General features: G+C 58.3%; 29 protein-coding genes. 19 read left to right on the top strand and 10 right to left on the bottom strand.

Annotated elements, in window-relative coordinates; translation table 11 throughout:
- Positions 1–15: 15 nt before the first annotated feature.
- The 4 genes from aroC to cobO are packed head-to-tail and all read left to right on the top strand — an operon-like array spanning position 16 to position 3,410.
- Positions 16–1,116, top strand: a complete 1,101-nt coding sequence (gene aroC / locus ACR0A1_RS18260; protein ID WP_170636649.1) for a chorismate synthase — start codon at positions 16–18, stop codon at positions 1,114–1,116.
- Positions 1,100–1,762: an HD domain-containing protein gene (locus ACR0A1_RS18255; RefSeq protein WP_170636648.1), complete on the top strand. Its 663-nt coding sequence runs from the start codon at positions 1,100–1,102 to the stop codon at positions 1,760–1,762. The genes aroC and ACR0A1_RS18255 overlap by 17 nt, the downstream gene beginning before the upstream one ends.
- Positions 1,763–1,816: 54 nt before the next feature.
- The gene (locus ACR0A1_RS18250; RefSeq protein ID WP_170398226.1) at positions 1,817–2,752 is read left to right on the top strand and encodes a DMT family transporter; all 936 of its coding nucleotides are present in this window, start codon (positions 1,817–1,819) and stop codon (positions 2,750–2,752) included.
- 58 nt (positions 2,753–2,810) lie between these two features.
- Positions 2,811–3,410, top strand: a complete 600-nt coding sequence (cobO, locus tag ACR0A1_RS18245; protein ID WP_170398223.1) for a cob(I)yrinic acid a,c-diamide adenosyltransferase — start codon at positions 2,811–2,813, stop codon at positions 3,408–3,410.
- Here cobO and ACR0A1_RS18240 read toward each other — a convergent pair.
- The 4 genes from ACR0A1_RS18240 to ACR0A1_RS18225 form a co-directional block, all read right to left on the bottom strand.
- Positions 3,407–3,616: a hypothetical protein gene (locus ACR0A1_RS18240; protein WP_480868692.1), complete on the bottom strand. Its 210-nt coding sequence runs from the start codon at positions 3,614–3,616 to the stop codon at positions 3,407–3,409. The two genes, cobO and ACR0A1_RS18240, sit on opposite strands and share 4 nt — an antisense overlap.
- Positions 3,617–3,884: 268 nt before the next feature.
- Entirely contained in the window at positions 3,885–4,250 is a 366-nt protein-coding gene (locus ACR0A1_RS18235) for an SPW repeat domain-containing protein (RefSeq protein ID WP_170408134.1), read from the bottom strand.
- Between the two features lie 111 nt (positions 4,251–4,361).
- Positions 4,362–5,312 (bottom strand): AraC family transcriptional regulator, encoded by a 951-nt coding sequence (locus ACR0A1_RS18230; protein ID WP_170408132.1) that lies wholly within the window; start codon positions 5,310–5,312, stop codon positions 4,362–4,364.
- 116 nt (positions 5,313–5,428) lie between these two features.
- Positions 5,429–6,295, bottom strand: a complete 867-nt coding sequence (locus ACR0A1_RS18225; RefSeq protein ID WP_170398212.1) for a branched-chain amino acid aminotransferase — start codon at positions 6,293–6,295, stop codon at positions 5,429–5,431.
- Positions 6,296–6,453: 158 nt separating this feature from the next.
- Here ACR0A1_RS18225 and ACR0A1_RS18220 point away from each other — a divergent pair, with 158 nt between their 5' ends.
- The 14 genes from ACR0A1_RS18220 (at position 6,454) to ACR0A1_RS18155 (ending at position 18,329) form a co-directional block, all read left to right on the top strand.
- Positions 6,454–6,966: a MarR family winged helix-turn-helix transcriptional regulator gene (locus ACR0A1_RS18220; protein WP_170398209.1), complete on the top strand. Its 513-nt coding sequence runs from the start codon at positions 6,454–6,456 to the stop codon at positions 6,964–6,966.
- Positions 6,963–7,664, top strand: coding sequence for a response regulator (locus ACR0A1_RS18215; protein ID WP_170513633.1), 702 nt, complete (start codon positions 6,963–6,965; stop codon positions 7,662–7,664). Before ACR0A1_RS18220 ends, ACR0A1_RS18215 begins: the two co-directional genes overlap by 4 nt.
- A 69-nt stretch (positions 7,665–7,733) precedes the next feature.
- Complete coding sequence (locus tag ACR0A1_RS18210) at positions 7,734–8,660, top strand: histone deacetylase family protein (RefSeq protein ID WP_480868690.1); 927 nt, start codon at positions 7,734–7,736, stop codon at positions 8,658–8,660.
- Positions 8,657–8,899 carry an exodeoxyribonuclease VII small subunit gene (locus tag ACR0A1_RS18205; RefSeq protein ID WP_170613140.1) on the top strand — a complete coding sequence of 81 codons (243 nt, stop codon included), beginning with the start codon at positions 8,657–8,659 and terminating at the stop codon, positions 8,897–8,899. The genes ACR0A1_RS18210 and ACR0A1_RS18205 overlap by 4 nt, the downstream gene beginning before the upstream one ends.
- A complete protein-coding gene (locus ACR0A1_RS18200) occupies positions 8,900–9,766 on the top strand; it encodes a polyprenyl synthetase family protein (protein ID WP_480868688.1) in 867 nt (288 codons plus the stop codon).
- A gap of 14 nt (positions 9,767–9,780) precedes the next feature.
- A complete protein-coding gene (gene dxs, locus ACR0A1_RS18195) occupies positions 9,781–11,709 on the top strand; it encodes a 1-deoxy-D-xylulose-5-phosphate synthase (protein ID WP_170819095.1) in 1,929 nt (642 codons plus the stop codon).
- Positions 11,710–11,849: 140 nt separating this feature from the next.
- Positions 11,850–12,359, top strand: coding sequence for a ferredoxin-type protein NapF (gene napF, locus ACR0A1_RS18190; RefSeq protein ID WP_480868686.1), 510 nt, complete (start codon positions 11,850–11,852; stop codon positions 12,357–12,359).
- Positions 12,356–12,628 carry a chaperone NapD gene (locus tag ACR0A1_RS18185; RefSeq protein WP_480868684.1) on the top strand — a complete coding sequence of 91 codons (273 nt, stop codon included), beginning with the start codon at positions 12,356–12,358 and terminating at the stop codon, positions 12,626–12,628. Before napF ends, ACR0A1_RS18185 begins: the two co-directional genes overlap by 4 nt.
- A gap of 17 nt (positions 12,629–12,645) precedes the next feature.
- Positions 12,646–15,138, top strand: coding sequence for a nitrate reductase catalytic subunit NapA (gene napA, locus ACR0A1_RS18180; RefSeq protein ID WP_170636638.1), 2,493 nt, complete (start codon positions 12,646–12,648; stop codon positions 15,136–15,138).
- Positions 15,139–15,165: 27 nt separating this feature from the next.
- Positions 15,166–15,984: a ferredoxin-type protein NapG gene (gene napG, locus ACR0A1_RS18175; protein WP_480868682.1), complete on the top strand. Its 819-nt coding sequence runs from the start codon at positions 15,166–15,168 to the stop codon at positions 15,982–15,984.
- Entirely contained in the window at positions 15,981–16,892 is a 912-nt protein-coding gene (gene napH / locus ACR0A1_RS18170; RefSeq protein ID WP_480754795.1) for a quinol dehydrogenase ferredoxin subunit NapH, read from the top strand. The genes napG and napH overlap by 4 nt, the downstream gene beginning before the upstream one ends.
- A gap of 12 nt (positions 16,893–16,904) precedes the next feature.
- On the top strand, positions 16,905–17,339 hold the full coding sequence (locus ACR0A1_RS18165) for a nitrate reductase cytochrome c-type subunit (protein WP_170398181.1): 435 nt from the start codon (positions 16,905–16,907) through the stop codon (positions 17,337–17,339).
- A 26-nt stretch (positions 17,340–17,365) separates the two neighbouring features.
- Positions 17,366–18,070 carry a NapC/NirT family cytochrome c gene (locus ACR0A1_RS18160; protein ID WP_170398176.1) on the top strand — a complete coding sequence of 235 codons (705 nt, stop codon included), beginning with the start codon at positions 17,366–17,368 and terminating at the stop codon, positions 18,068–18,070.
- 1 nt (position 18,071) lies between these two features.
- Complete coding sequence (locus ACR0A1_RS18155; RefSeq protein ID WP_170408114.1) at positions 18,072–18,329, top strand: hypothetical protein; 258 nt, start codon at positions 18,072–18,074, stop codon at positions 18,327–18,329.
- 33 nt (positions 18,330–18,362) lie between these two features.
- Here the strand turns inward: ACR0A1_RS18155 and ACR0A1_RS18150 are convergent, their stop codons facing one another.
- Positions 18,363–19,064 carry a Crp/Fnr family transcriptional regulator gene (locus ACR0A1_RS18150; protein ID WP_170398170.1) on the bottom strand — a complete coding sequence of 234 codons (702 nt, stop codon included), beginning with the start codon at positions 19,062–19,064 and terminating at the stop codon, positions 18,363–18,365.
- Positions 19,065–19,249: 185 nt separating this feature from the next.
- Between ACR0A1_RS18150 and hemA the strand changes: the two genes are divergently transcribed.
- A complete protein-coding gene (gene hemA, locus ACR0A1_RS18145; protein WP_170425552.1) occupies positions 19,250–20,473 on the top strand; it encodes a 5-aminolevulinate synthase in 1,224 nt (407 codons plus the stop codon).
- A gap of 60 nt (positions 20,474–20,533) precedes the next feature.
- Here hemA and ACR0A1_RS18140 read toward each other — a convergent pair whose 3' ends face one another.
- The 5 genes from ACR0A1_RS18140 to ACR0A1_RS18120 are packed head-to-tail and all read right to left on the bottom strand — an operon-like array spanning position 20,534 to position 25,486.
- A complete protein-coding gene (locus ACR0A1_RS18140; RefSeq protein ID WP_480459885.1) occupies positions 20,534–20,821 on the bottom strand; it encodes a cytochrome C oxidase subunit IV family protein in 288 nt (95 codons plus the stop codon).
- Positions 20,822–20,826: 5 nt separating this feature from the next.
- Positions 20,827–21,375: a cytochrome c oxidase subunit 3 gene (locus tag ACR0A1_RS18135; protein ID WP_480868679.1), complete on the bottom strand. Its 549-nt coding sequence runs from the start codon at positions 21,373–21,375 to the stop codon at positions 20,827–20,829.
- Positions 21,372–23,294, bottom strand: coding sequence for a nitric oxide reductase activation protein NorD (locus tag ACR0A1_RS18130; RefSeq protein ID WP_480868677.1), 1,923 nt, complete (start codon positions 23,292–23,294; stop codon positions 21,372–21,374). The genes ACR0A1_RS18135 and ACR0A1_RS18130 overlap by 4 nt, the downstream gene beginning before the upstream one ends.
- 9 nt (positions 23,295–23,303) lie before the next feature.
- A complete protein-coding gene (locus tag ACR0A1_RS18125) occupies positions 23,304–24,113 on the bottom strand; it encodes a CbbQ/NirQ/NorQ/GpvN family protein (protein WP_170398158.1) in 810 nt (269 codons plus the stop codon).
- 5 nt (positions 24,114–24,118) lie between these two features.
- Complete coding sequence (locus ACR0A1_RS18120; protein ID WP_170398155.1) at positions 24,119–25,486, bottom strand: cbb3-type cytochrome c oxidase subunit I; 1,368 nt, start codon at positions 25,484–25,486, stop codon at positions 24,119–24,121.
- Positions 25,487–25,498: the final 12 nt, after the last annotated feature.

Raw genomic sequence — 25,498 nt, 5'->3', positions numbered from 1 at the left:
AAAGGAGCATGCCCCATGTCGATGAACAGTTTTGGCCACCTCTTCCGCGTTACCACCTGGGGTGAAAGCCACGGGCCCGCTTTGGGTGCGACCATTGATGGCTGCCCTCCGGGCGTCACGATCGATGAGGGCATGATTCAGCATTGGCTGGACAAGCGCAAACCAGGTCAGAACAAATTCACCACACAGCGGCGCGAACCCGATCAGGTTAAAATCCTGTCCGGTGTGTTCGAAGGCCAGACCACGGGCACACCGGTGCAGTTGATGATAGAGAACACCGATCAGCGCTCAAAAGACTACGGCGACATCATGGACAAGTTCCGTCCGGGACACGCCGACATCACATATTGGCAGAAGTACGGGATCCGTGACTATCGCGGCGGCGGGCGCAGTTCGGCGAGGGAAACGGCATCACGTGTGGCGGCCGGAGGACTCGCGCGTGAGGCTATCAAACAGATCGCTCCGAATGTTCAAATCACCGGTTATATGACCCAGATCGGTCCGCACAAGATCGACCGTGCCAATTTCGACTGGTCGCAGATCGAACAGAATCCATTCTGGACGCCCGACGCCAAAGCAGCCGAAGATTGGGCCGCTTATCTGGACGATCTGCGCAAATCCGGCAACTCGGTCGGCGCAGTGGTCGAAGTGGTCGCGCGCGGCGTTCCGGCGGGGCTCGGCGCGCCGGTTTATGCCAAGTTAGACACTGATCTGGCTGCAGCCATGATGTCGATAAACGCCGTTAAAGGGGTCGAAATCGGTGAAGGCATGGCCGCCGCCGAACTGACCGGCGAGGCCAATGCCGACGAGATTTTCATGGGGCAGGACGGCCCTCAATACAGCTCGAACCACGCAGGCGGTATTCTGGGCGGCATTTCGACCGGCCAGGATGTTGTGGTGCGCTTTGCGGTCAAGCCAACCTCGTCCATTCTGACCACCCGCAAGACCATCACCAAATCCGGCGAAGAGACCGAGATCATTACCAAAGGCCGCCACGACCCCTGCGTCGGCATCCGCGCCGTTCCGGTAGGTGAGGCAATGATGGCTTGCGTGATCCTCGATCACCTGCTCCTGCATCGTGGTCAAATCGGCGAGAACCGTGGACGGATTGGCTGATCTGCGCGCTTCGCTGCGCGCTGTCGTCAGGCAACGGATGCAGACGGATCCGGCGCATGATCTGGCGCACCTGGATCGGGTTTGGGTTAATGCGCAGGCGATTGCGGATGATGAAGCCAACCCGCGTGTCTTGCTGGCGGCGTGTTATCTGCATGATCTGATCAACCTGTCAAAAGATGATCCGGATCGGCATCTGGCCTCGATGCGATCCGCCGCTGAATCAGAGCCTATTCTTGAAGAATTCGGCTATTCCACCACTGAAATTGGAGCCGTGCAGCACGCGATTGCCGCCCATAGCTTTTCGGCTAACATCCCGCCCGAAACACCCGAAGCGCGAGTATTACGGGATGCCGATCGTCTGGATGCGTTGGGTGCTATCGGTATCGCCCGCAACTTTTCAGTATCGGGCGCCCTGGGACGCACCCTTTATGACCCGTCAGATCCGTTTGCCGAAAACCGTTTGCCGAATGACCTGATTTTTTCAATCGATCACTGGCAAATAAAATTGCTGCGCTTACCCAATGATATGCTGACGGAAAAAGGCAGGGCCATCGCGCAGGACCGAGCCGCGCGGATGATGAGGTTTCTAAAGGACCTGTCAGAGGAAATTGGAGCTCAGCTTCCACTAGACTGGTCCAATCTCTGATCCGGCAACTTTGGCCAGTTGATCTTTCCGCCTCAAAGGCGCAGGTTCGCGACCATGGCGAAATCCTTAACATCGCATCGTCCGGCATTGGCCGTGGCGCTCAAGCTCAGTGCGCTCGTGCTGTTCACGACGATGTCTGCATTGGTCAAGGCTTTGTCAGATGATTTCCCGCCGGGAGAGATGGTGTTTTTCCGCTCGCTTTTCGCGATTCCGGTTATCATCGCCTGGCTGGTCTGGCGAGGAGAGCTGGTGCATGGCTTTGTTGTCAAGAAGCCGATGGGCCATTTCTGGCGCGGGGTTCTGGGAACCTCGGCCATGGGACTGACCTTTACTGGTCTTAGCCTGTTGCCGCTGCCCGAGGTAACCGCCATCGGATATGCAACCCCGATCTTCACGCTGATTCTGGCTGCAATCATGTTGGGCGAGCGGATACGAATGATTCGTATCGGGGCCGTCGCGCTTGGCCTTGTCGGCGTTCTGATCATGATCTGGCCCCGGCTGGGTTCAGGTACTGCCGAAACCGCCGCAACAATAGGTGCGCTTTGCGTGCTGGCTGCAACCGTTGCCCGTGCCTTTGTGCAGATACATATTCGCCAACTGGTACAGGTGGATCATCCCGCCGCAATCGTGTTCTATTTCTCTCTCACAGCGACCTTGCTTTCGGGTCTCACAGTGTTTTGGGGCTGGGTTATCCCGACATGGGAGCAAGCCGCATTGCTGGTGACAATCGGCCTGATCGGCGGAGTGGCGCAGATTCTGGTGACCTCGTCCTACAAGTTTGGACAAGCGTCAATGCTGGCACCTTATGACTACACCACAATGCTGTTCGCCATTGTCATTGGTTATTTCTGGTTCGATGAGTTGCCAACCCTGGTGATGCTGGGCGGCGCGGCGTTGGTGATTGCAGGCAACGTCGTGGTGATCCTGCGTGAACGACAACTTGGCCTTGATCGGACCAAAGCGCGATCAGCAACGGATCCCAAAGCCTGACTTTACCTTTCGCAATCTTTCCCTAGTTTGGGTCGCGATACACCTATGAGGTTTCCCGATGAGCGACGCACAGAACCACAAAGAAAAGATGCAAGAGGTGCAAGCCAAGCACCGCAAGAAAGTCTCGGAAGCGGTCGATCCCGGCCGGGGACTGGTGCTGATCAATACAGGTAAGGGCAAGGGAAAATCCTCGGCTGCGTTTGGCGTGGTGATCCGGGCATTGGGCTGGGGCCAGAAAGTGGCTGTGGTTCAGTTCATCAAGGGCAAGTGGAAAACCGGTGAGCGCAGGTTCTTTGAGGAACGCGACCTGGTCACCTGGCACACGATGGGCGAAGGGTTTACCTGGGATACACAAGACCGCGAGCGCGACATCGCGGCTGCGACTTCGGCCTTCAACAAGGCCTGTGATCTGATGAAAAGCGGCGACTACGATCTGGTTGTTCTCGACGAGATCAATATCGCCCTGCGCTACGAATACCTTTCAGTAGACACTGTTATTGAGGGGCTTCAGACCCGATCAGACAAAACCAGCGTGTTCCTGACTGGCCGGGATGCCCCTCAAGCCCTCAGGGACTATGCGGATCTGGTAACCGAGATGACCGAAGAAAAACACCCGTTCCAAGCCGGCATCAAAGCCCAACGTGGTGTGGATTTCTAGGCCCGCGCACCACCCTCATTCAGCGCGCGCGTCGAATCGCGCCTGACTGCGTACATCGTTGCGGCTGAGCGTTCTTCGAGCGCCCGGCAGCGCTCGGCGTTGCAGGTCTTGTGATCGAGATAGGCCGCGACTTCTGAGGTTAGCGCGTCGCAATCACACGATGCACAGCAGGGGTCGGCCATCAGTTCTTCAAATCGATCACGCAATCGCGGGCTCCTTTGGTCGTTCCCGGGGCGATGGCGGGCTTTCACATCTGCTTTTGCTGAGCCCACAGATCGCCCCGGAACCAGTTGCTTGATGGTGTCATCTGGCGTTGCGTTATATCTGATGGTTTTTGTCGGAAAATTCAAGCCTGAAAATCTGATGCAAAAGGGGCGACCTATTGGGCAAATTTGGCCTTATTAGTGTCTAAAACAAAAAAGGGCCATCCGGATGCCCGCATGGCCCAGCTGATCGCTACGGTTCTGACTCACTTCAAGCAATAGCGCTCTGTTCGGGCGCGCTGAGCGAGATCACCACAACGACTGCGGCCCCGTTCACCCAGTAGAACAACGCATCAAGCCCAGAAAACCCAAACAGGCTGGGTGCCAAAAGGAACGTGACGCCGACAAGCAGATCAACAGCCAAGTGAAACTTGTATGGCAGAACCCGCCAAATCCCAAGGTGATGGTCTGTCAGAACGGTCAGTACGAATGCGGCAATGCCGGTCACAACGGACAGCCAGAGTGCCAGCGGGTTGGACTGGCCCAACCCCAGTACAAAAGGCAAAACCATCAGCGCAATCGCAACCGGGTAGTCAAGATAGGCATGGACAGAGCGGGTGACAAAACGCAGGGACATGTGAACTTCCTTTCTTCAATCAGTGATGATCAAAGATTAGGGGCGCGCGATTGAACGCAACATCCCAGTTCGTTTTGCATTTATTGCAGATCGTTCAATTGATCAGTACGATTAGTGCATCGCACGGTACGCGGCGGGCGACAGTCCGACCTGCTTCTTGAACACGCGTGAAAACGCAGCCTCGGACGCGTATCCCACTTCTGCTGCAGCATCCGCAACGTTCCAGCGATTTTCGGTCAACCCATGGCACGCGATCTGCATCCGCCAGTCCGTCAGGTACTGCATCGGGGTAGTCCCCATCTTTTGTGAGAAAAGCTGCGCAAATGCAGTGCGTGACATTGCTGCTTCTCGCGCGAGCATCGCAACGCTCCACTCCTGCGCCGGAGACTGGTGAAATGCTGTCAGCGCCCGCGAGATGCGCGGATCGGCAAATCCGGCAAGTGCGGCATCATGAGGACTTTGATGTTCAAGGTATGCCCGGATCGCTTGCGCAAACAGCACTTCGGACAGTTTCAGCGCGATCAGGTCACCGCCGATACGAGCACCGGACACTTCAGATCCGATCATACGCAATGTCGCCTCGATCCAGGCACCCGCTTCTTCACCGTAATTCTCGATCAGTATAAAAGGTGGCAACCGGTCGATCAGCATATGACCGGTTCCGTTTCGCCCGGCTGGCCCGGTGAATGAGAAATGTCCGCAAATCAGTTGCGTATCGCGCTCGTCTTCCTCACCGCCATAGACCAGGACACCATCGCCTTTGTAGCCTGACAGCTCTAACACCCGCTCAAGGGGCAAGGCATCATAGGGTTTGACTTCATTACACAGCAGCGCATGCGGCGCACCGTGGGGAATAAGAATCAGATCACCCTGCCGCAACCGCAAGGTCTCGCCGGTTGTTGGCAGGTGCACCTTCAATTCACCGCGTTGCACAAAGTGAAACCGGGCCACGTTCTCGAAGCCCGGCACCTGTATCCCAAACGGCGGAGTAAAGGATGTGCGGAAATAAAATGTGCCACGCAGAGAAAGGCGTGTAAGGATATCGCTGAGAAGATCTAACATGAGCCAACGATACGGCTTGGCCCGGCAGCGTCCATACCTTCGAACAATCTGCATGCATATTTGCATGATCTGCAATCAAAACCCCCGCCTGAGCGGGGGTTCAATACGGTGTTAACTTACGCGCGGACCAATTTCTCATAATCTTCGGCGATTTCGCGGGTCAGATCGCCAACCTCGAAGGTATAATCGCCGATCTGCCCGACAGGTGTAACCTCGGCTGCAGTGCCAGTCAGCCAGCATTGCTCGAAATCGGCCATCTCCTCGGGACGGATCCGACGTTCATGAACAGTGATGCCCTTGTCTTTCAGCATCTGGATCACCGTCTGACGAGTGATGCCGTTGAGGAAGCAATCGGCCAGCGGGGTGTGCACTTCGCCATCCTTAACGAAGAAGACATTTGCCCCCGTCGCCTCGGCGACGTTGCCATTATAATCCATGAACAAAGCGTCCGAGCAGCCTTTGGCCTCAGCTTTGTGTTTGGAAATGGTGCAGATCATGTAAAGACCTGCTGCCTTGGCATGGACTGGAATGGTTTCCGGGCTTGGTCGTTTCCACTCGGCGATGTCCAACTTGGCGCCTTGCATCTTAGCGTCACCGTAATAGGCACCCCAAGGCCAAACAGCGATGGCCATCCGAACCGGGTTCTTGGCGGACGCCACACCCATATCCTCGCCCGAACCGCGCCAGACCAGCGCACGTACATACGCATCTTGAAGACCACTGGCTTTGAGCGCTTCTTCCTTGGCGGCCTCGATCTCATCGACCGAGTATGGCATCGGCATATCCAGCGCCTCTGCCGACGCGATCAGGCGTTCGGAATGTTCGCGGCTTTTGAAGATCTTGCCGTTGTAAGCGCGCTCACCCTCGAACACCGAAGACGCATAATGCATCGCGTGGGACAGGATGTGCACATTGGCCTCACGCCAGGGCACCAATTCGCCATCCATCCAGATGACACCGTCGCGATCGTCATATCCAGCCATGCGAAACCTCCTGAACCGGTCGATATTTCCGAATGTTGCGCCGTTTAGGTCCGTATCGGACACAATGTTGCGCAAAAACTGCGATTCGATACCTGTGCGCTCTTGGAATGTCAATAAGGCTGACATAAAGTCAGGTTATATTGCGAATGAGGCCCAACATGACCGACATCCGTCCCGCCCCGGTCTTTGGCGGAGAGAGCCTGTTGTTTCTGACAGATGAACAACTGAGGCAGGGCATCGAGGCCATGTTTTTTGCCTATCGCGGCTTTACCGCTGATCCTGATCGCATCCTGACTGAATTGGCCTATGGCCGGGCGCATCACCGGGCCATCCACTTTATCAACCGAGCGCCGGGAACGACGGTGAACAATCTGCTGGCCATATTGGGTGTCACGAAGCAATCGCTGAATCGCGTCTTGCGCAGCCTGATTGAAGATGGGTTGGTCGAAAGCCGGGTCGGAACAGTGGACAAACGCGAACGCCACCTATTTTTGACGGATAAGGGAAAGGCACTCGAGGCCAAACTATCTGACGCCCAGCGCGCCCGGATGCGTGCGGCCTACAAAGATGCGGGCCCCGAAGCGGTGGCCGGGTTTCGCAAAGTGCTTGAAGCGATGATGGATGCTGATATGCGTCGTGCATATACGAAACTGCGGGATACGACTTCATGAGCGAAATGGACGCCCATCTTCTGATCGTCGACGATGACGAGCGTATTCGTGATTTGCTCAAGAAATTCCTGATGCGCAGCGGTTTTCTTGTAACCGCGGCGCGGGATGCAGCGCACGCACGGCGGGTTTTGTCGGGGCTCGATTTCGACTTGATTGTACTGGATGTGATGATGCCCGGCGAAGACGGCGTTAGCCTGACCCGATCCCTGCGCGACACCCATTCCACCCCGATCCTGCTTTTGACGGCCAAGGGCGAGACCGAGCATCGGATTGCCGGGCTTGAGGCGGGTGCGGATGACTATCTGGCCAAGCCATTCGAGCCGAAAGAGTTGCTGCTGAGGATCAACGCCATTCTGCGTCGGATGCCAGAGACACCTGCACAGGACACGGCGGCGAAGATTCTACATCTTGGGCCCATTCGCTATGATATCGAACGCGGTGAGATGTGGCAGGGCGAAGACCCGGTGCGCCTAACCGCGACCGAAAGCCAGTTGATGAAAATATTCTCGGCTCAACCCGGCGAACCGATCAGCCGAGCCAAGCTGGTCGAAGATCTGGGGCGTGACAAAGGTCAGGCACAGGAGCGCGCTGTGGACGTACAGATCACCCGCTTGCGTCGGAAGCTTGAGCAAGATCCGAAGCAACCCCGGTATCTGCAGACCGTACGGGGTGCAGGGTATATGTTGGCACCGGATTGATTTTACCGCTGCGCGACGATTTTAAGCCTTCGGCGAAGGTATTATTAGCCAGATGAAGATGGGATCCTGATGAAAACCGCCCTATTGACCCATGCAGATTGTTTGAACCATGTGACACCTGAGGGACATCCGGAACGGGTTGCGCGGTTGGAGCATATCCTGCATGGGCTTGAGAGGCTGGATCTTCAGCGTGTGACGGCGCCGTTGGCGGCGGATGATGATCTGCTAAGGGTGCATCCGCAGAACCATATCAGCGATATTCTCGACCATAGGCCCCCGGATGGGTTCAAGCAGATTGATGGGGATACGTTCATGTCTCCGGGATCTGTTGATGCGGCCTATCGTGCGGCGGGCGCGGTGGTGCGGGCCGTTGATTTGGTACTGACCGGCGAAGCGCCGAACGCGTTTTGCGCTATTCGGCCTCCGGGGCATCATGCCGAGACCGAGACGGCCATGGGGTTCTGCCTGTTTGGTAATGCCGCGCTGGCTGCAAAGCACGCGTTGGATCATCACGGGTTGAACCGCGTGGCAGTGGTGGATTTCGACGTGCATCATGGCAACGGCACGCAAGACCTGCTGTGGGATGAGAAACGCGCTTTGGTGATTACCAGCCAGCAGATGCCCTTGTGGCCCGGCTCGGGCCGCCCGGATGAGACCGGTGCTTATGAGACTGTTTTGAACATACCATTGGCTCCGGGCACGGGTGGGGCCGAGATGCGGGCAGCCTATGAGGCGCAAGCCTTTCCGCGTCTGCGGGCGTTCAGGCCGGAACTGATCATTATCTCCGCTGGGTTTGATGCGCATCAGGATGATCCGTTGGCCAATCTCAATTGGTCCACGGGCGATTTCGCCTGGATCACGGCGGAGCTGTGCAAGATTGCCGATGAAGTGTGTGATGGCCGTATCGTCTCGACTCTGGAAGGCGGTTATGATCTGAACGCATTGGCCGAGGCGACACGCGCCCATGTGGAAGAACTGATAAAGGCAGCACGATGACCGATACCCCAGTTGAACAGATGACGTTCGAACAAGCGATGAAAGAGCTTGAGGCCGTGGTTGGCCAGTTGGAACGTGGTGATGTGGCGCTGGATCAATCGATTGCGCTGTACGAACGTGGCGCCGCATTGAAGAAGCGCTGCGAGGATGAGCTGAAGCGTGCCGAGGAAAAAGTGGCCGCGATCACTCTGGACGCAGGTGGCCAGCCAACCGGGACGACGCCTGTCGAAGGTCAGTAAATGTTTCGTGAAAAGCTGGCACAGGATGCCGCGCTGATTCAGAGCCATTTCGATCTGGTTCTGAGCGCGCTGGATGAACTGGATGTGACCCGCGCGATGACCTATGCCACGCAAGGCGGCAAACGTCTGCGAGGGTTTCTGGTACTGGAAAGCGCGCGGCTGCTTGGCGTCGGTACAGCTCGGGCAATCTGGCCAGCGACGGGTATCGAAGCGCTGCATGCATACTCTCTGGTCCATGACGACCTGCCTTGCATGGATGATGACGACCTGAGGCGTGGACGCCCGACGGTGCACGTGAAATGGGATGAGGGCACCGCCGTTCTGGCCGGGGATGCGCTGCAGACACTTGCGTTTGAGCTTTGCGCTCGACCAGAGGTTGGAAACGCTGAAATACGCGCTGAACTGGCTCTAACGCTGGCAAAAGCGAGCGGCGCACAGGGTATGGTTCTGGGTCAGGCGCTGGATATCGCCGCTGAGACGGCGGCGGAGCCGCTGACACTGGATGAGATTACACATCTGCAAGCGGGCAAGACCGGTGCGTTGATCGAATGGTCCGCCTGTACGGGTGCGCGATTGGCGCAGGCCGATCCCACCCCCTTGCGCCAATATGCCCAGGCGCTTGGGCTTGCCTTTCAGATCGCGGATGACATTTTGGATGTCGAAGGAGATGCCGAAAAGGCCGGAAAGCGGCTGCAGAAAGACGCTGAGGCGGGCAAGGCGACCTTTGTCTCGCTACTGGGTTTGGACGCCGCCAGATCCCGTGCAATTGAGCTTGTGGATCAGGCTTGTGCTGCGCTGGACGAACATGGCTCCGCTGCAGAAACCTTGAAGCAGGCTGCCCGCTTCGTTATTGCCCGGGACAGCTAAGCCAGGAACGCCAAATGTCTGACCGCCCGAATACGCCCTTGTTGGACCTTGTGAGCCGCCCAGCGGATCTGAAGCAGTTTTCAGATGCGCAGTTGCATCAGGTCGCACATGAGTTGCGGGCCGAGACGATTTCAGCAGTTTCGGTGACCGGAGGGCATCTGGGCGCGGGTCTGGGTGTCGTCGAGCTGACCACGGCGCTGCACGCGGTATTCGACACGCCACGAGACAAGATCATCTGGGACGTAGGTCACCAGTGTTATCCGCACAAGATTCTGACAGAACGCCGGGACCGAATTCGCACCCTGCGCACAAAAGACGGCCTAAGCGGATTCACCAAGCGCAGTGAAAGCGCCTATGATCCATTTGGCGCTGCACATTCCAGTACCTCGATCAGTGCCGCGCTAGGCTTTGCTGTCGCGCGTGATCTGGGCGGCGTTACGCCTGAAGGGCTGGGCGATGCGATCGCTGTGATCGGCGATGGCTCTATGTCCGCCGGCATGGCCTTTGAGGCGATGAATAATGCAGGCCATCTGAAGAAACGCTTGATCGTAATTCTCAATGACAATGAGATGAGCATTGCACCGCCGGTGGGTGCCCTATCGAATTATCTATCGCGCATTTATGCCGAAGAACCGTTTCACGATCTGAAAGCTGCTGCCAAAGGTGCAGTGTCGTTGCTGCCGGAACCCTTCCGCGAAGGGGCAAAGCGCGCCAAGGATATGCTGAAGGGCATGGCCATGGGCGGGACGCTATTTGAAGAGCTCGGCTTTTCCTATCTCGGCCCCATCGACGGGCATGATCTGGACCAGTTGCTGCCGGTTCTGCGTGCGGTCAAGGCGAAGGCAAGCGGACCGATCCTGATCCATGTGCTGACCAAGAAAGGCAAGGGGTATGCCCCCGCCGAACAGGCCCGCGACAAGGGCCACGCGACCGCCAAGTTCGACGTGGTGACGGGCGAGCAGAAAAAGGCGCCCTCCAACGCGCCTTCCTATACCTCGGTCTTTGGCAAGACACTGGTCGATGAAGCAGCGCGGGATGACAAGATCGTCGCGGTTACAGCCGCGATGCCGGACGGGACCGGGCTGAACCTGTTTGCCGAGCGCTATCCGTCGCGCTGTTTCGACGTAGCGATTGCCGAACAGCATGGCGTGACCTTCTCGGCTGCGTTGGCCGCCGGGGGGATGAAGCCTTTCTGTGCGATGTATTCAACCTTCCTGCAGCGTGGTTACGATCAGGTTGTGCATGATGTGGCGATCCAACGCCTGCCGGTGCGATTTGCCATCGACCGTGCGGGTCTGGTTGGGGCAGACGGTGCGACCCATGCGGGGTCGTTTGATATTGCTTACATGGCCAACCTTCCGGGTATGGTTGTCATGGCGGCCGCAGATGAGGCCGAATTGATGCACATGGTCGCCACTGCGGTGGCACATGACGATGGCCCGATCGCTTTCCGGTATCCTCGCGGCGAAGGAGCGGGCGTTGATCTGCCCGAGCGCGGAGAAGTATTGGAGATCGGCAAGGGCCGGTTGATCCAGAAAGGTGCCCGGGTGGCGCTGCTGTCTTTCGGTACGCGGCTGGCCGAAGTGCAGAAAGCAGCAGAGGCGCTATCGGCGCGCGGGATCAAGCCCACCATCGCCGATGCACGCTTTGCCAAACCGCTGGATCGGGACCTGATCCTTGATCTGGCTGCCAATCACGAGGCACTGATCACCATCGAGGAAGGTGCCATCGGCGGCTTTGGCAGCCATGTTGCGCAATTGCTTGCGGATGAGGGCGTGTTTGACGAAGGGTTGAAGTATCGCTCGATGGTGCTGCCGGATATCTTCATCGATCAGGCGAGCCCGGCGGATATGTACGCCGTCGCAGGAATGAACGCAGAACAGATCGAGGCAAAGGTTCTCTCGGTTCTTGGCGTTGCTACAATCGGTGAGAAACGCGCCTGATATTCGGGTGTTGCCGCCCATGGATGCTGAAAAAATAAGCAGTTCAAAAATGATCTAGGTCAATTCCTTACACGCTGTGCTACGCTAACACCCGAGTCAGGCAGGCCAACCCCTGTCGATCACTCAAAGGTCGCGAGCGAATGAACAAGCTAGCCAGCCGACGCGCATTCCTGAAAGGGAAAATGCTGCGCGAGAATACATCAGCCATCCACCCACCGGGTGCGGTGACCGAGTTTCTTGAGCTTTGCACTCAATGCGACGAATGCCGCGAGGCCTGCCCTGAAGATATCATCCGTTTCGACGCGCAAGGCTGGCCTGTTGTGCAATTGGACGCGGGCCCATGCACATTTTGCGGTGATTGCGCCAATGCTTGCCCGACCGGGGCGCTGAATCCTGAACACGTGGCTGATTGGCCTTGGCGCGCTGCGGTGTCGGCCTCTTGCCTGTCGATGAATGGTGTCAGCTGTCGGGTTTGTCAGGATGTCTGCGACCACAATGCGATCCGCTTTCGGCTGCAAACCGGTGGTCGTGCAGAACCCCAACTCGACACCGATATTTGCACCGGCTGTGGCGCTTGTGCCAGCGCCTGTCCTGCCGGTTCTGTCAGCTTTGAACGCCACACCCCGCCCACTCAGGAGGTAGCCTTATGAATATCTGTGGATGCCTCGTCCATGTAGCCCCCGAAACCACGCAGAGTGCACAGGCCGCGATTGCAGGTACAAACGGGGCAGAAGTTCACGCGGCATCCGAGGATGGCCGCATTGTTGTTGTGGTCGAGGATACGCCGGAAAAAATGGCGTCCGAGACGATCATGGATCTGCACCAGATCCCGGGTGTGATCTCTCTGACCCTGACCTACCACCATTTCGAAGACCTCGCGGAGACCCGTCCGCACCTTAACGCTTCTCGCCAGATCTAAAGCCGGAGACCCATGTCATGACCATCTCTGAATCCCGCCGGACCTTTTTGAAATCAACCGCCGCCGCTGCGACAGCATCAGCCGCAGGACTTCCCCTTGCGACCGGACAAGCCAGCGCTCAGGTCGGCAACCCTGATATCCGTTGGGACAAAGCCGCCTGCCGGTTCTGCGGCACCGGATGCTCGGTTCTGGTTGGCACCAAAGACGGGCGCGTGGTCGCCACGCAAGGCGACCCGGATGCGCCGGTGAACCGCGGTCTGAACTGTATCAAGGGCTATTTCCTGTCCAAGATCATGTACGGCAAAGACCGCCTGACCACGCCGATGCTGCGCAAAACCAACGGCGAATATGACAAGAATGGTGAGTTCGAACCCGTCAGCTGGGACGAAGCCTTCGACGTCATGGCTGCCAAGTGGAAAGAGGCCCTTGCCAAGAAAGGCCCGACCAGTGTCGGCATGTTCGGTTCGGGCCAGTGGACCGTTTGGGAAGGCTACGCCGCTGCCAAACTGATGAAGGCTGGTTTCCGGTCCAACAACATCGACCCGAACGCGCGCCACTGTATGGCCTCGGCGGTTGTCGGCTTCATGCGCACTTTCGGCATTGATGAACCAATGGGCTGCTATGACGATTTCGAGCACGCAGACACATTCGTGCTCTGGGGCTCGAACATGGCCGAGATGCACCCGATTCTGTGGTCACGCCTGACCGACACACGTCTGACCAAACCAGGATCCGAAGTGCATGTACTGTCGACCTATGAACACCGCTCGTTCGAGTTGGCCGACAATGGAATGGTCTTTGCGCCGCAGACCGATCTGGCGATCCTGAACTATATCGCCAACTACATTATCCAGAACGGCGCGGTGAACGAAGAGTTCGTCAACAAACACGTCAACATCACCAAGACCGCCACCGATATTGGCTATGGACTGCGCGATAACAACCCGCTGCAGGAAGAGGCAGAGAATCCAAACTCTGGCAAGATGGAGCCGATCAGCTTCGAAGAATATGCCGAAGCGGTATCGGAATACACGCTGGAATACACATCGGAACTCTCAGGTGTTCCTGCCGCTCAGCTTGAGCGTCTGGCCCAGCAATATGCCGACCCCAACCGCAAAGTGATGAGTCTGTGGACCATGGGCTTCAACCAGCACACTCGCGGATCGTGGGTGAACTCGCTGATGTACAATGTGCATCTGCTGGTGGGTAAGATTTCCGAACCCGGAAACTCGCCCTTCTCGCTGACCGGTCAACCTTCGGCCTGTGGTACGGCACGTGAGGTCGGAACCTTCGCTCACCGTCTGCCGGCTGATATGGTTGTGGCAAACGACAAGCACCGCGAGATTTGCGAGACCGCGTGGAAAATTCCTGCGGGCACCATCCCACCCAAACCCGGGTTCCACGCCGTTTTGCAGCACCGCAAGCTGAAGGACGGCGATCTGAATGCCTATTGGGTGCAGTGCACCAACAACATGCAGGCCGCGCCCAATATCAACGAAGAAGGCTATCCCGGCTATCGCAACCCGGAGAACTTCATTGCCGTCTCCGATCCCTATCCTACTGTAACAGCCCTGTCGGCTGACCTGATCCTGCCTACCGCCATGTGGGTCGAGAAGGAAGGCGCCTATGGCAACGCCGAGCGTCGCACCCAATTCTGGCGGCAACAGGTCAAAGCTCCGGGCGAAGCGAAATCCGATCTGTGGCAGTTGATGGAGTTCTCCAAACGCTTCACCGTTGAAGAGGTTTGGGGCGAGGAACTGCTGGCCACCATGCCAGAACATCGTGGTAAGACCATGTATGACGTGCTGTTCGCCAATGGCACGATCGACAAGTTCCCGCTGTCAGAGACCGCAGAAGGATTCGACAACGACGAGTCCGAGCACTTTGGCTACTACGTGCAAAAGGGCCTGTTCGAGGAATATGCCGAGTTTGGGCGCGGCCACGCGCACGATCTGGCCCCATTCGAAACCTACCACCAGGCGCGTGGCCTGCGCTGGCCAGTCGTGGATGGTAAGGAAACACTGTACCGCTTCCGAGAAGGCTATGATCCGTATGTGCCTGAAGGCGAAGACGTGAAATTCTATGGCCATAAGGACGGCAAGGCCAAGATCATCTTCGCGCCATACGAACCCGCCCCCGAGGTACCGGATGAGGAATTCAACCTGTGGCTCTGCACCGGGCGTGTGCTGGAACATTGGCATTCAGGTTCGATGACCCGCCGCGTGCCCGAATTGCACCGCTCCTATCCCGCCGCCGTTGTCTACATGCACCCGGATGATGCGCGCGAGCGTGGTCTGCGGCGCGGACAGGAGATCGTTCTGTCTACCCGCCGCGGCGAGGTCAACAGCCGTGTCGAAACCCGAGGCCGGAACAAAGTACCGCGTGGTCTGGTGTTCATGCCGTGGTTCGACGAAGGCCAGCTAACCAACAAGCTGACGCTAGACGCAACCTGCCCGCTGTCGAAAGAGACCGACTTCAAGAAATGCGCCTGTAAGGTCGAGCGCGCGTAAAAGGCTGGCAAGGCAAAGGTCGTCCCCATGTCTCGTGTTGGCACACCCCTTTCGCCGCAGCGGCGCCGGTTCCTGCAGGACTCGGCGCGCGCAGCGGGTGGCTGCGTCGCAGCAGGGTCCTTGCTGGCCTGGCTGGCGCGGGACGCACGGGCGTTGCCGGCCGAAGCATTGCGACCTCCCGGTGCCTTGCCGGAAAAAGACTTTCTATCAGCCTGCATTCGCTGCGGTTTGTGCGTGCGGGAATGTCCCTATGACACGCTGAAACTGGCCGAGCTGGGTGTCGATGCGGTGGCCACCGGCACGCCGTATTTCACCGCCCGTGATATCCCTTGCGAAATGTGTGACGACATCCCCTGCGTCGCTGCCTGCCCGACCGGGGCGCTGGATCCCGGACTGGACAATATCGACGACGCCAAGATGGGTGTCGCCGTTCTGGTCGATCAGGAAAACTGCCTGAACTTCTTCGGCCTGCGCTGCGATGTCTGTTACCGCGTCTGCCCCGTCATCGACGAGGCCATTACGCTGGAGACCGAACACAACGCCCGCTCGGGCAGTCATGCAATCTTCATTCCAACCGTTCACGCCGATCATTGCACCGGCTGCGGCGTTTGCGAGAAAAGCTGCGTTCTGCCCGAAGCGGCGATCAAAGTTCTTCCCGCCCGATTGGCTCGGGGCAGAAGCGCCGATCACTACCGCAAGGGCTGGGAAGAGAAAGAAGCCAAAGGCGCGCCCGTCGTCGAAGGTATCATCGATTTGCCTGATCGCCTGCCGGGGCCGGGCACCGATAACCTTGTCGCACCGGGCGGGTTTGAGCCCAGCTTCAAATTGCCGGAGGTCACTCAATGACCGTCCGCACAAACATGCCGCTGGGGCATGAAGCTATCGCCGCCAAAGGTTGGCTGAGTGCCCATAAATACCTGCTGCTGCGCCGCGCCAGCCAAGTGTTCTTCCTGGTACTGTTCCTGTTGGGCCCGTGGTTCGGCCTCTGGATCGTGCAGGGCACTCTGGCCGGGTCGCTGACCCTAGGCGTACTGCCCCTGACCGATCCGTTTGTCTTTCTGCAAAGTCTGATCGCAGGGCACTGGCCCGAGCTGACCGCCGCCATTGGTGCCGTCATCGTTCTGGCGACCTACGCGTTGGTCGGAGGCCGCGTCTATTGCTCGTGGGTCTGCCCGATCAACCCTGTAACCGACGGCGCGCACTGGCTGCACCGCAAGCTGGGCCTGCAAAAAGGCTGGCAGCCCAAACGCGGAACGCGGCTGTGGATCATGGCCACCGTGCTGGTCGTGTCCGGCCTGACCGGCGCAATTGCATGGGAACTGGTCAACCCGATCACCATGCTGCATCGCGGACTGATCTTTGGCATGGGCTTCGTCTGGGCGATGGTCGCCGCGATCTTCCTGTTTGACTTGCTTGTCTCGCGCCATGGATGGTGCGGCCATGTCTGCCCCGTAGGCGCATTCTACGGACTGGTGGGCAGCAAGGCGATGCTGCGGGTCAGCGCCGCCAATCGCAACGCCTGTGACGATTGCATGGACTGCTACGCGGTTTGCCCGGAAAACCATGTGATCTCTCCGGCGCTGAAAGGCAAAGACAACCCGCTGATCCTGTCGCCCGACTGCACCAATTGCGGTCGCTGCATCGATGTCTGCGCTGAAGACGTTTTCAAATTCACCCATCGGTTCGACGCCCTGACCGTCGCGCCACCGGAATCAACCGCCGCGCCCCAGCCGCGCGCCTCAAGACCTTTTTGAAGGAGTGAGAAGATGAAAAAGCCGATCCTAGTGGGCCTTGCCCTGATCCCGCCGCTGCTCCTCGGTGGCCTGGCCCTCGCGCAGTCTGCCGGAGTTAACAGCCTACGCGGTGCCGAAGTCGATGAACCCGCCGTCCTGGATCAGGTGCATCGGACAGTCGAAGGCCGTATGCAGCGCAATTATCGCCAGCAGCCGCCGCTGATCCCACATTCGATCGAACAGTACCAGATCGACCTGCGTACCAATCAGTGCCTCTCCTGCCATGACTGGACCAAGGCTGGTGAACGCAACGCTCCGACGTTGTCGATGACTCACTATCTGGACCGCGAAGGGCGAGAGTTGGATCAGATCGCCGGCACACGGTATTTCTGCAATCAGTGCCACGTACCACAGGCCGATGCGCTGCCTCTGGTCGATAACACTTTTGAACCTTCCTCCGGAAATTGAACACAGGTCGAAAAGGAGAGCGCGACATGTCCGACTCCCAAGAAAAACAAGGACTCATCCGGCGCCTCTGGACCTGGTTCTGGAGCCCGATCGCCGTCCTCAGTGTCGGCTTTACACTACTGGCCGGGTTTCTGGCAGGCATCCTGTTCTGGGGTGGGTTCCACTGGGCACTGGAATTGACCAACACGGAAGAGTTCTGCGTATCCTGCCACACGATGGAAACCAATCTGGGCGAATATCGGGAAACGGTCCATTACAATAACGATTCCGGCGTGCGGGCCATCTGTTCCGATTGCCACGTTCCGGACGAGTGGAACCACAAGATCAAGGCCAAGATCATGGCCGTGAAGGACGTCTACCACGAACTGGCAGGCACCATCAGCACGAAAGAGAAGTATGAGGACCATCGTCTTTCCATGGCGTCGGCCGTATGGAAGAAGATGAAGGAATCCGACAGCCGGGAATGCCGCAACTGCCACAACTTTGACTATATGGACTTCACCCTTCAGGAAACCCGCGCAGCCAGCGAACACCAGCGCGCAATCGACACCGGCATGACCTGCATCGATTGCCACCAGGGCATCGCACACAGTCTCCCACCCAACTATTTGGAAACGTATGAGAAGATTGCGAAAGAGGTAGATGGTGAGGTTCTGCAGGAACACGCTGCAGCATCAGGGGACGACATCCGCGCGTTCCTGAACAAAAGCTCGGAACAAGGTGGGGACTGAGATGTTAGAGATACTTGGAACCATCGGCGGTAACGTACTGGGTCTGCCCGGCATTCTGGGTCTGGCACTGGGAATGATGACGCGCCAATACTGGTTGGGTGCACTGATGGGTGGATTGGTTGGCCTAATCGCGCCTCTGCTCTTTGCCGGTTGGCAGATTTCCCACGTTGGAACGATAGCGCTGCTGATCGCAATTATCGTTGGTCTCTGCGCCGGAAGTCTGGGCACCGCCATTCGCCGCAAGGGCGCAACCGTCTGAAGTGGTTGGTCGGGCCCGGCGGCAATTCCGGGGTCACCGCCCCCAGTTTTCCGCCGGATCGCTTTCCGCATAGTCCCGCAAAAGCGCGATATCCGAGATTTCGGCGTGGTTGCGGTTGATCTTCACACCCACCGCCTTGAGCCGCGAAAACGCCCGGCTCAGGCTTTCCGGCTTCATCCCCAGACGGCCTGCGATGAGCATCTTGTCGTAGGGCAGCAAAACCTCGCATCCGCCTTTGTCGCTGTCGCAGAGATTCAACAAAAACTCGGCCACGCGTTGCGCTCCGGTCTGAGCCTTGAGTTGCTCTAGCTGCGCCACCAACGAGTGAAGATGGGTAAAGGTCGCGGCCAGAATAGAAATACCGATCTCAGGGTCCTCTCTCATCAAAGAGATCAGGATCGGACTGGGGATATGCATGACATCACAGGCCGATACGGCCTCGGCGGATACAGGATAGGGAACGTTACGCAGAGCTACGGCCTCACCAAAGCTGTCACCACGTTTGAAGACGCTCACGACGGCTTCGGCCCCGGTGGGGGTCATGCGGAACAGCTTGACCCAACCCTCAAGCACGACGTGGATGGCCTGCGCTTTTTCCTCCTGCAGGAATATTGTCTCACCACGGTCATACTGGCGCCAGATCGCGTGGCTCAGCAGTGTTTCCACATGCTGTTCCGGTAAACTGCGCAGCAGCAGCGACTGACGTGCGATCGCTTTTTGTGCTTCGTGAGACAAGAGAATACCCCTGTTAATTCCTGCCGGCGCATGGGCGCGGTCGGTCCATCCCTGTTCCACGCTATGCCAGAGCCGGCAGTTGTGCACCATAGTTTTATGTTGTCTAAACTTGACTATTGTCATGTTGCGGCTTGGTTCGCTGCCCTATTCTCGGCTCAAAGCCAGTATTCCGGGGAGCACGTAACATGGACTACGAGCGTTATTTCAGTCAAAGCCTCAGTGACCTTCGGGATGAAGGGAACTATCGTGTTTTCATAGACTTGCAACGTCGCTGTGGTTCTTTCCCGAACGCACGTCAGACGGATGGATCTGTCCAGCGAAATGTGCGGATCTGGTGTTCGAATGACTATCTTGGCATGGGTCAGCACCCATCTGTTATCGATGCAATGCATGACGCATTGGATCGCTGTGGCGCGGGGGCCGGGGGCACGCGAAACATATCAGGCACCACTCACGACCACGTGCTGCTTGAGGCCGAACTGGCCGATCTGCATGGAAAGGAAGCCGCGCTTCTGTTTACTTCCGGGTATGTTTCGAATTGGGCAGCCCTTGGCACTCTCGCCGCGAAAATCCCCGGCCTGATCGTATTCTCTGATGCACTGAACCATGCCTCGATGATCGAAGGCATCCGCCACTCGCGGGCGCAGAAGGTGATCTGGAAACACAACGATTTGGATGACCTTGAAGCCAAACTGGCCGCAGCTGATCCCGATGCGCCGAAGATGATCGCGTTCGAGTCGGTCTATTCGATGGATGGTGACATCGCCCCCATCAAAGAGATTTGCGATCTCGCCGACAAATACGGCGCGATGACCTATCTGGATGAGGTTCATGCCGTTGGCCTCTATGGGCCACGCGGCGGTGGTATCGCTGAACGCGAAGGTCTGATGGATCGCTTGACGGTGATCGAAGGCACGCTTGGTAAAGCGTTCGGTGTGGTGGGCGGGTATATTGCTGCCTCGGCTGCGCTGTGCGATTTCGTGCGCAGCTTCGCCAGCGGGTTTATTTTTACCACCGCCCTGCCACCATCGATCGCGGCCGGGGCCGCGGCCTCGATCCGGCATTTGAAACAATCGAATGCTGAACGCGACCTGCAGAAAGCCCGTGTAGCTCAGGTTCGGGCCCGTTTGGATGCGGAAGGAATTCCTCATATTCCTAACCCCAGCCACATCATCCCGGTGATGGTTGGCGATCCGGTGAAGTGCAAGTTCATCTCGGACACGCTGCTGGAAGAGTTCGGCATCTACATTCAGCCGATCAATTATCCCACCGTACCAAAAGGGACCGAGCGTCTGCGGATCACGCCGTCTCCGGTACATACGGATGAGGATATCGAGCATCTGGTTGGCGCGCTGTCCACACTCTGGCAACGCTGTCAGATTGCGCGCATGCCGATGGCAGCCCAGTAACCAAGAAGCGCCCCCTAGCGTAAAACTTCGCCGTCTCCCCGGAGGCGGCGTTTTTTTGAGTCAGATCAGGTAGAGGGCAAAGACAATGATGGCAAAGCCCGTCAGCACCATGGTGAAACCTCGCAGCCAGGCCGGGCTGTTTACGAGATCAAGATAACAAGCCAGGATAACGCGACATTTCGCCAGTGCGAGGACCAGAATACACCCCGCCAGAACGGCTGGCGGGATGGGCAGCACAGTCAGCAGTGCAGATGCAACGCTGAGCGCCAGAAGGCTGAGCCATGCGCGCGTGAGCGTATTCGGGAGCCTCCGGCGGGAGTATTTGGGAAAAGATGAAGCTGCGGGCATCCGTATTATCCCAACAGGTAGATCACGGGGAAAAGCAGGATCCAGACCAGATCGACCATGTGCCAGAACTGCGCACCTGCCTCAATGTTGCGTGGATCGTCACGCCAGGCGACCAGCAGCAGGATACCGACCCCTGCCAACACATGTGCGGCGTGAAACCCGGTCAGCAGATAATAGAACAGGAAAAATGGGTGGGTCTCATAGGTGATCCCATGTGCAGCTTTGCCCGCGTATTCCGCACCTTTGATGATCAAGAACACGACACCCAGCACGGCGGCAGTGATCAAGGCCATTCGAGCCACGCCCCGGCGCGCGATTTTTCGCCACTGCAGCGCCTGAGCCGCCAGATAGCCCGAGGTGACCAGCACCACCGTGTTGAGCGCCGCCCCTGTCCGGTAAAGGTGCGATTGAGCCTCGGCAAATCCTGTCGGGTCGGTCAGGCGCACGCCCATGAAGGCAATCAGGCCCGCGCCGAAAACCAGCAATTCCGAGATGATCAGAACCCACATCAGCAGCTCGCCCGGAAGCTCATCGATCAAAGAGGCGTCGCTCATGCTCCAACCAGTTGGCGGTAGATCTGAGGCAGGGCCATGATCAGCCGGTGCGGGTCGGGGATGACGGCGAAGCCGCCTTGACCGAACATGCGCGGGAACCAGCTTTTGCCGGTTTTGTCGATGGTAACGCCAAAGACCGATTGCCCTGCCCTACGCGCCTCGCGCACGGCCATGCAGGTGTCTTCGATACCGTGGCGACCCTCGTAATGGTCCAGGTCGTTGGGTTTGCCGTCAGTGATGATCAATAGCAACCGGCGTTTGCGCGATTGGCTGGCCAGATCGGCGGAACAATGGCGTATTGCGGCGCCGAGGCGGGTATAGTGGCCGGGGCGCAGCGAGGCGATGCGCTGTTCCACCAAACTACCCATCGGCTCATCGAAGCGTTTACAGCGCTGCACGTAAACCCGCTGGCGTTTCAGCGAGCTGAAGGCGTGGATGGCGAAATCGTCGCCGCAGGCGTTCAGACCCCAGGCGAGTGCCGCAAGAGCCTCGCGTTCAATGTCGATTACGGCGCGGCCTGTGACGGCGCTTTCGGTCGAGCGGCTGACATCCAGCAGGATAGACACCGCCAGATCGCGCGCCTCGGGGCGCGATTGCATCCAAATGCGTTCGGTGCCTTCGCCATTGGCACAACGGTCTACCTGCGCCCGAACGGCTGCCTCGATATCCAATTGGTCACCATCCAGATGACCACGCGTCATCACGCGGCCCGGGCGCAGCGCCTCGAACTGGCGTTTCACGGCGCGGATGCGGCGGGCAGTGGCGGGGTCTTTGCCGAACTCGGCGGCATCTTCGCGAATCTCGGCATCCGAGGTCAGAACGTTGACATGATCGGGCAAGTATTGGCCGATGCGCACGTCCCATTCGGGATACAAAACCCGTCCCGACAGGCGTTCGCGGTTCACGTCCTCCGGAGCGAGGTCCAGATGAAGTTTCAGTTTGGTCGGCGGCGCCTTCGAGATCTGACCCAAGCCAATCTCTTCCTGATCATCGGCGGCTTTCTTGGCGTTATCAGGATCGTCATCGTCGATGCGCCGGTTGATGTTCAGGAACTCAGCCCAACTGAGGATCGCTTCGAACTTGTGCAGGATGAAACTGTCGCTGCGGTTGGCCTGATCCGATTTGCGGCGGCGGGCACGGTGGGTTTTTTCGCCGGATTCCTCGGGCGGTCCTTCGGTTTCGGGGTTCTCCACTTCGTTATGTTCGGAGAACCCGACCGGGCGCAACTCGGGCCACAGCGGGACAGGCCGGAAATGCTGATAGCCGCGCGGGGCGGTGAGGTCGTCATCCAACGCTAGAAGATGTTCAGCCTTTGGCGACAAAGGCGCGGGGTCGCCCAGCATGTGGCGGACCAGTTCTTCAACCGCTGCCTCGACGGGTGGCAGCCCGGAAATGTCGCGTTGATACAGAACGCCCTTGCACAGCTCGGTATAAAGCGGGCGCAGGCCGGGGGCGTTGTGCAACGCCGCCTCGACCATCTGTCGGGCGGCGACAAGCGCATGCAGGTCGGCGCGCAACGGGTCGTCTTCGTCGATACGAGTTCCGGCATGTGCAGCGGCGGCGGCCAGCCAGACATAAAGCGCACCGTTGGCTTCACGCGCGGGAAACACCGCCAGCCGATCCGGCAAACGCAGAACTTCGCCATCGAAAGACGCACGCGGCATCATCTCGGCCTCGATTGCCAGACGACGACGCCACCCCAGACGGTGGCGCGAAATCTCGGGCGAGACCGGGCGCAATTCTACGCCCGGACTACCCCCAAGTCCTCGAAAGAGGACTGCCAGCCGCCCTGCGACCTCTGAGAGGTCGACCGCGGCTCCATCATGCACTTCAGGTGCATCAAGGCGACTGGCAAGGGTGTGCCACAGTTTCCCGATCGTTTCTTCGGGTTCCCATGGCTCAAAATCGATCCTGACCATCGGCCGGCCTCACCCAAAGACAGCCGTGACAAGATCGAGGAGCCCGCGTTTGATATCCTCATCATCAGTCAGAGGTTCGATCATTGCGGCGAGGATGGCGCGGTCGGTGGACATGCCCTGTGCGATCAGCGTCGCGGCATAAACGACCAGCCGGGTGGACACGCCTTCCTCAAGGTCCTGACCCTTAAGCCCGCGCAACTTACCTGCAAGGCGTACCAGCGGTTTACAGCGTTCAAGCGGCAGACCGCTTTCTTGCGCGACGACTTCGGCCTCCATCTCGGGCGAAGGAAAGTCGAACTCCAGCGAGATGAACCGCTGCCTGGTCGAGGGTTTCAGGGTTTTCAGGATATTCTGGTATCCGGGGTTGTACGAGGCCACCAGCATGAAGCCGGGCGCGGCCTCAAGCTCTTCACCGGTGCGGTCGATCGGCAGGATGCGCCGGTCATCGGTCAGCGGGTGCAGCACAACGGTGACGTCCTTGCGGGCTTCGACCACCTCATCAAGGTAGCAGATCGCGCCTTCGCGCACCGCACGAGTCAGAGGGCCATCAACCCAGACGGTTTCGCCGCCCTTCAACAGGTAGCGACCGATCAGGTCGGCGGCGGCGAGGTCATCGTGGCAGGCCACGGTGTAAAGCGGGCGGCCAAGCTTGGCGGCCATATGGGCCACAAAGCGGGTCTTACCGCAACCTGTTGGACCTTTCAGCAAAACCGGCAGGTCGTTGTTGTAGGCGGCGGTGAACACATCGCATTCATCGCTTTGGGCGAGGTAGAAGGGGGCGTTCGCCGCCCCCTCATTCAGTTTCATGGAGCCATCCATATCCATTACTCCGCCGGGGTTTCAGAGGCACCGGGTTCAATCACCTCTTTCCGGGGCACCCAGATCGAGTAGATGAACAGCAGCGCACCAAGGACCACGACCACACCAGAGCCAAGACGCATCCAGTAGAAGATCGCGATCTGGTCCTGCACGTCCATGAAGTAGTCACCGACCACACGTTGCATGTGAGTCTGCACGGTACCACCGAAGGTCAGGACGAAGGTCATGAAGACCATGCCGCTGGTCATAAGCCAGAACGAGCCCATGTTCAGAACCTGATTGTAGGGATCACGGTTCTTCAGGATCGGCATCGCATAGCTGAAGATCGCCAGGTTGAGGCAGACATAAGCACCGTAGAAAGCCAGGTGACCGTGGGCTGCGGTGATCTGCGTGCCATGGGTATAGTAGTTCACCCCGTGCAGCGTGTGCAGGAAGCCCCAGACACCGGCACCGAAGAAGGCAAGCGTTGCACAGCCCAGTGACCACAGCAGAGCAGCCTTGTTAGGGTGGTCACGACGGCCCTTCCAGACCATGACGAAGGCAAAGGCCATCATCGCGAAGAACGGGATCACCTCGAGGCTTGAGAAGATCGAACCGATCCACTGCCAATAGCCGGGTGTACCGATCCAATAGTAGTGGTGACCTGTCCCAAGGATGCCCGAGAACAGCGCGGCGGCGACGATGACATAGAGCCATTTCTCGACCACCTCACGGTCAACGCCCGTTAGCTTCAGCATCAGGTAGGCCAGGATCGAGGCCATAATCAGCTCCCATACGCCTTCGACCCATAGGTGGACGACATACCACCAGTATTGCTTGTCCAAGGACAGGTTGCCCGGGTTGTAGAAAGCAAACAGGAACAGCAGCGCCAGACCCCAGAGGCCCAGAACAAGGATGCTCGAAATCGCCGTCTTCTTGCCCTTCAGAACGGTCAGTGACACGTTGTAAAGGAACATCAGCGCGGCCACGACGATGCCCGCCTTGACCCATTTGGGTTGTTCAAGGAACTCGCGCCCCTCTTTGCCCAGCAGCCAGTTGCCTTCGAACAGGTTGAAGACATAGGTCACGACCACGCCCAGTGTGCCAACCACAAGAATAATCAACTGCAGATAGGCCAGCTTGGTCGAATGGATCTCGCGCTCGGTCTCTTCGGGGATCAGGAAGTAGGCCGCACCGAAGAAGCCCAGCAGCAGCCAGACGATCAGAGAGTTGGTGTGCAGCATCCGTACGATATTGAACGGCAGAAGCTCACTCAGGAAGTTCGGGAATACATAGATGAAACCGGCCAGCAGGCCGCCGATTACCTGTACCGCGAACAGGGCCATCGCTACTGCGAAGTAGGCGTAGGCGATTTTTTGGGATTCGTATTTCATTGCTCCGTTCCC

This window comes from Ruegeria sp. D6, assembly GCF_056534365.1.
The sequence above is the reverse complement of the archived record's forward strand: the minus strand, read 5'-3'. Positions and strand labels throughout refer to the sequence as shown.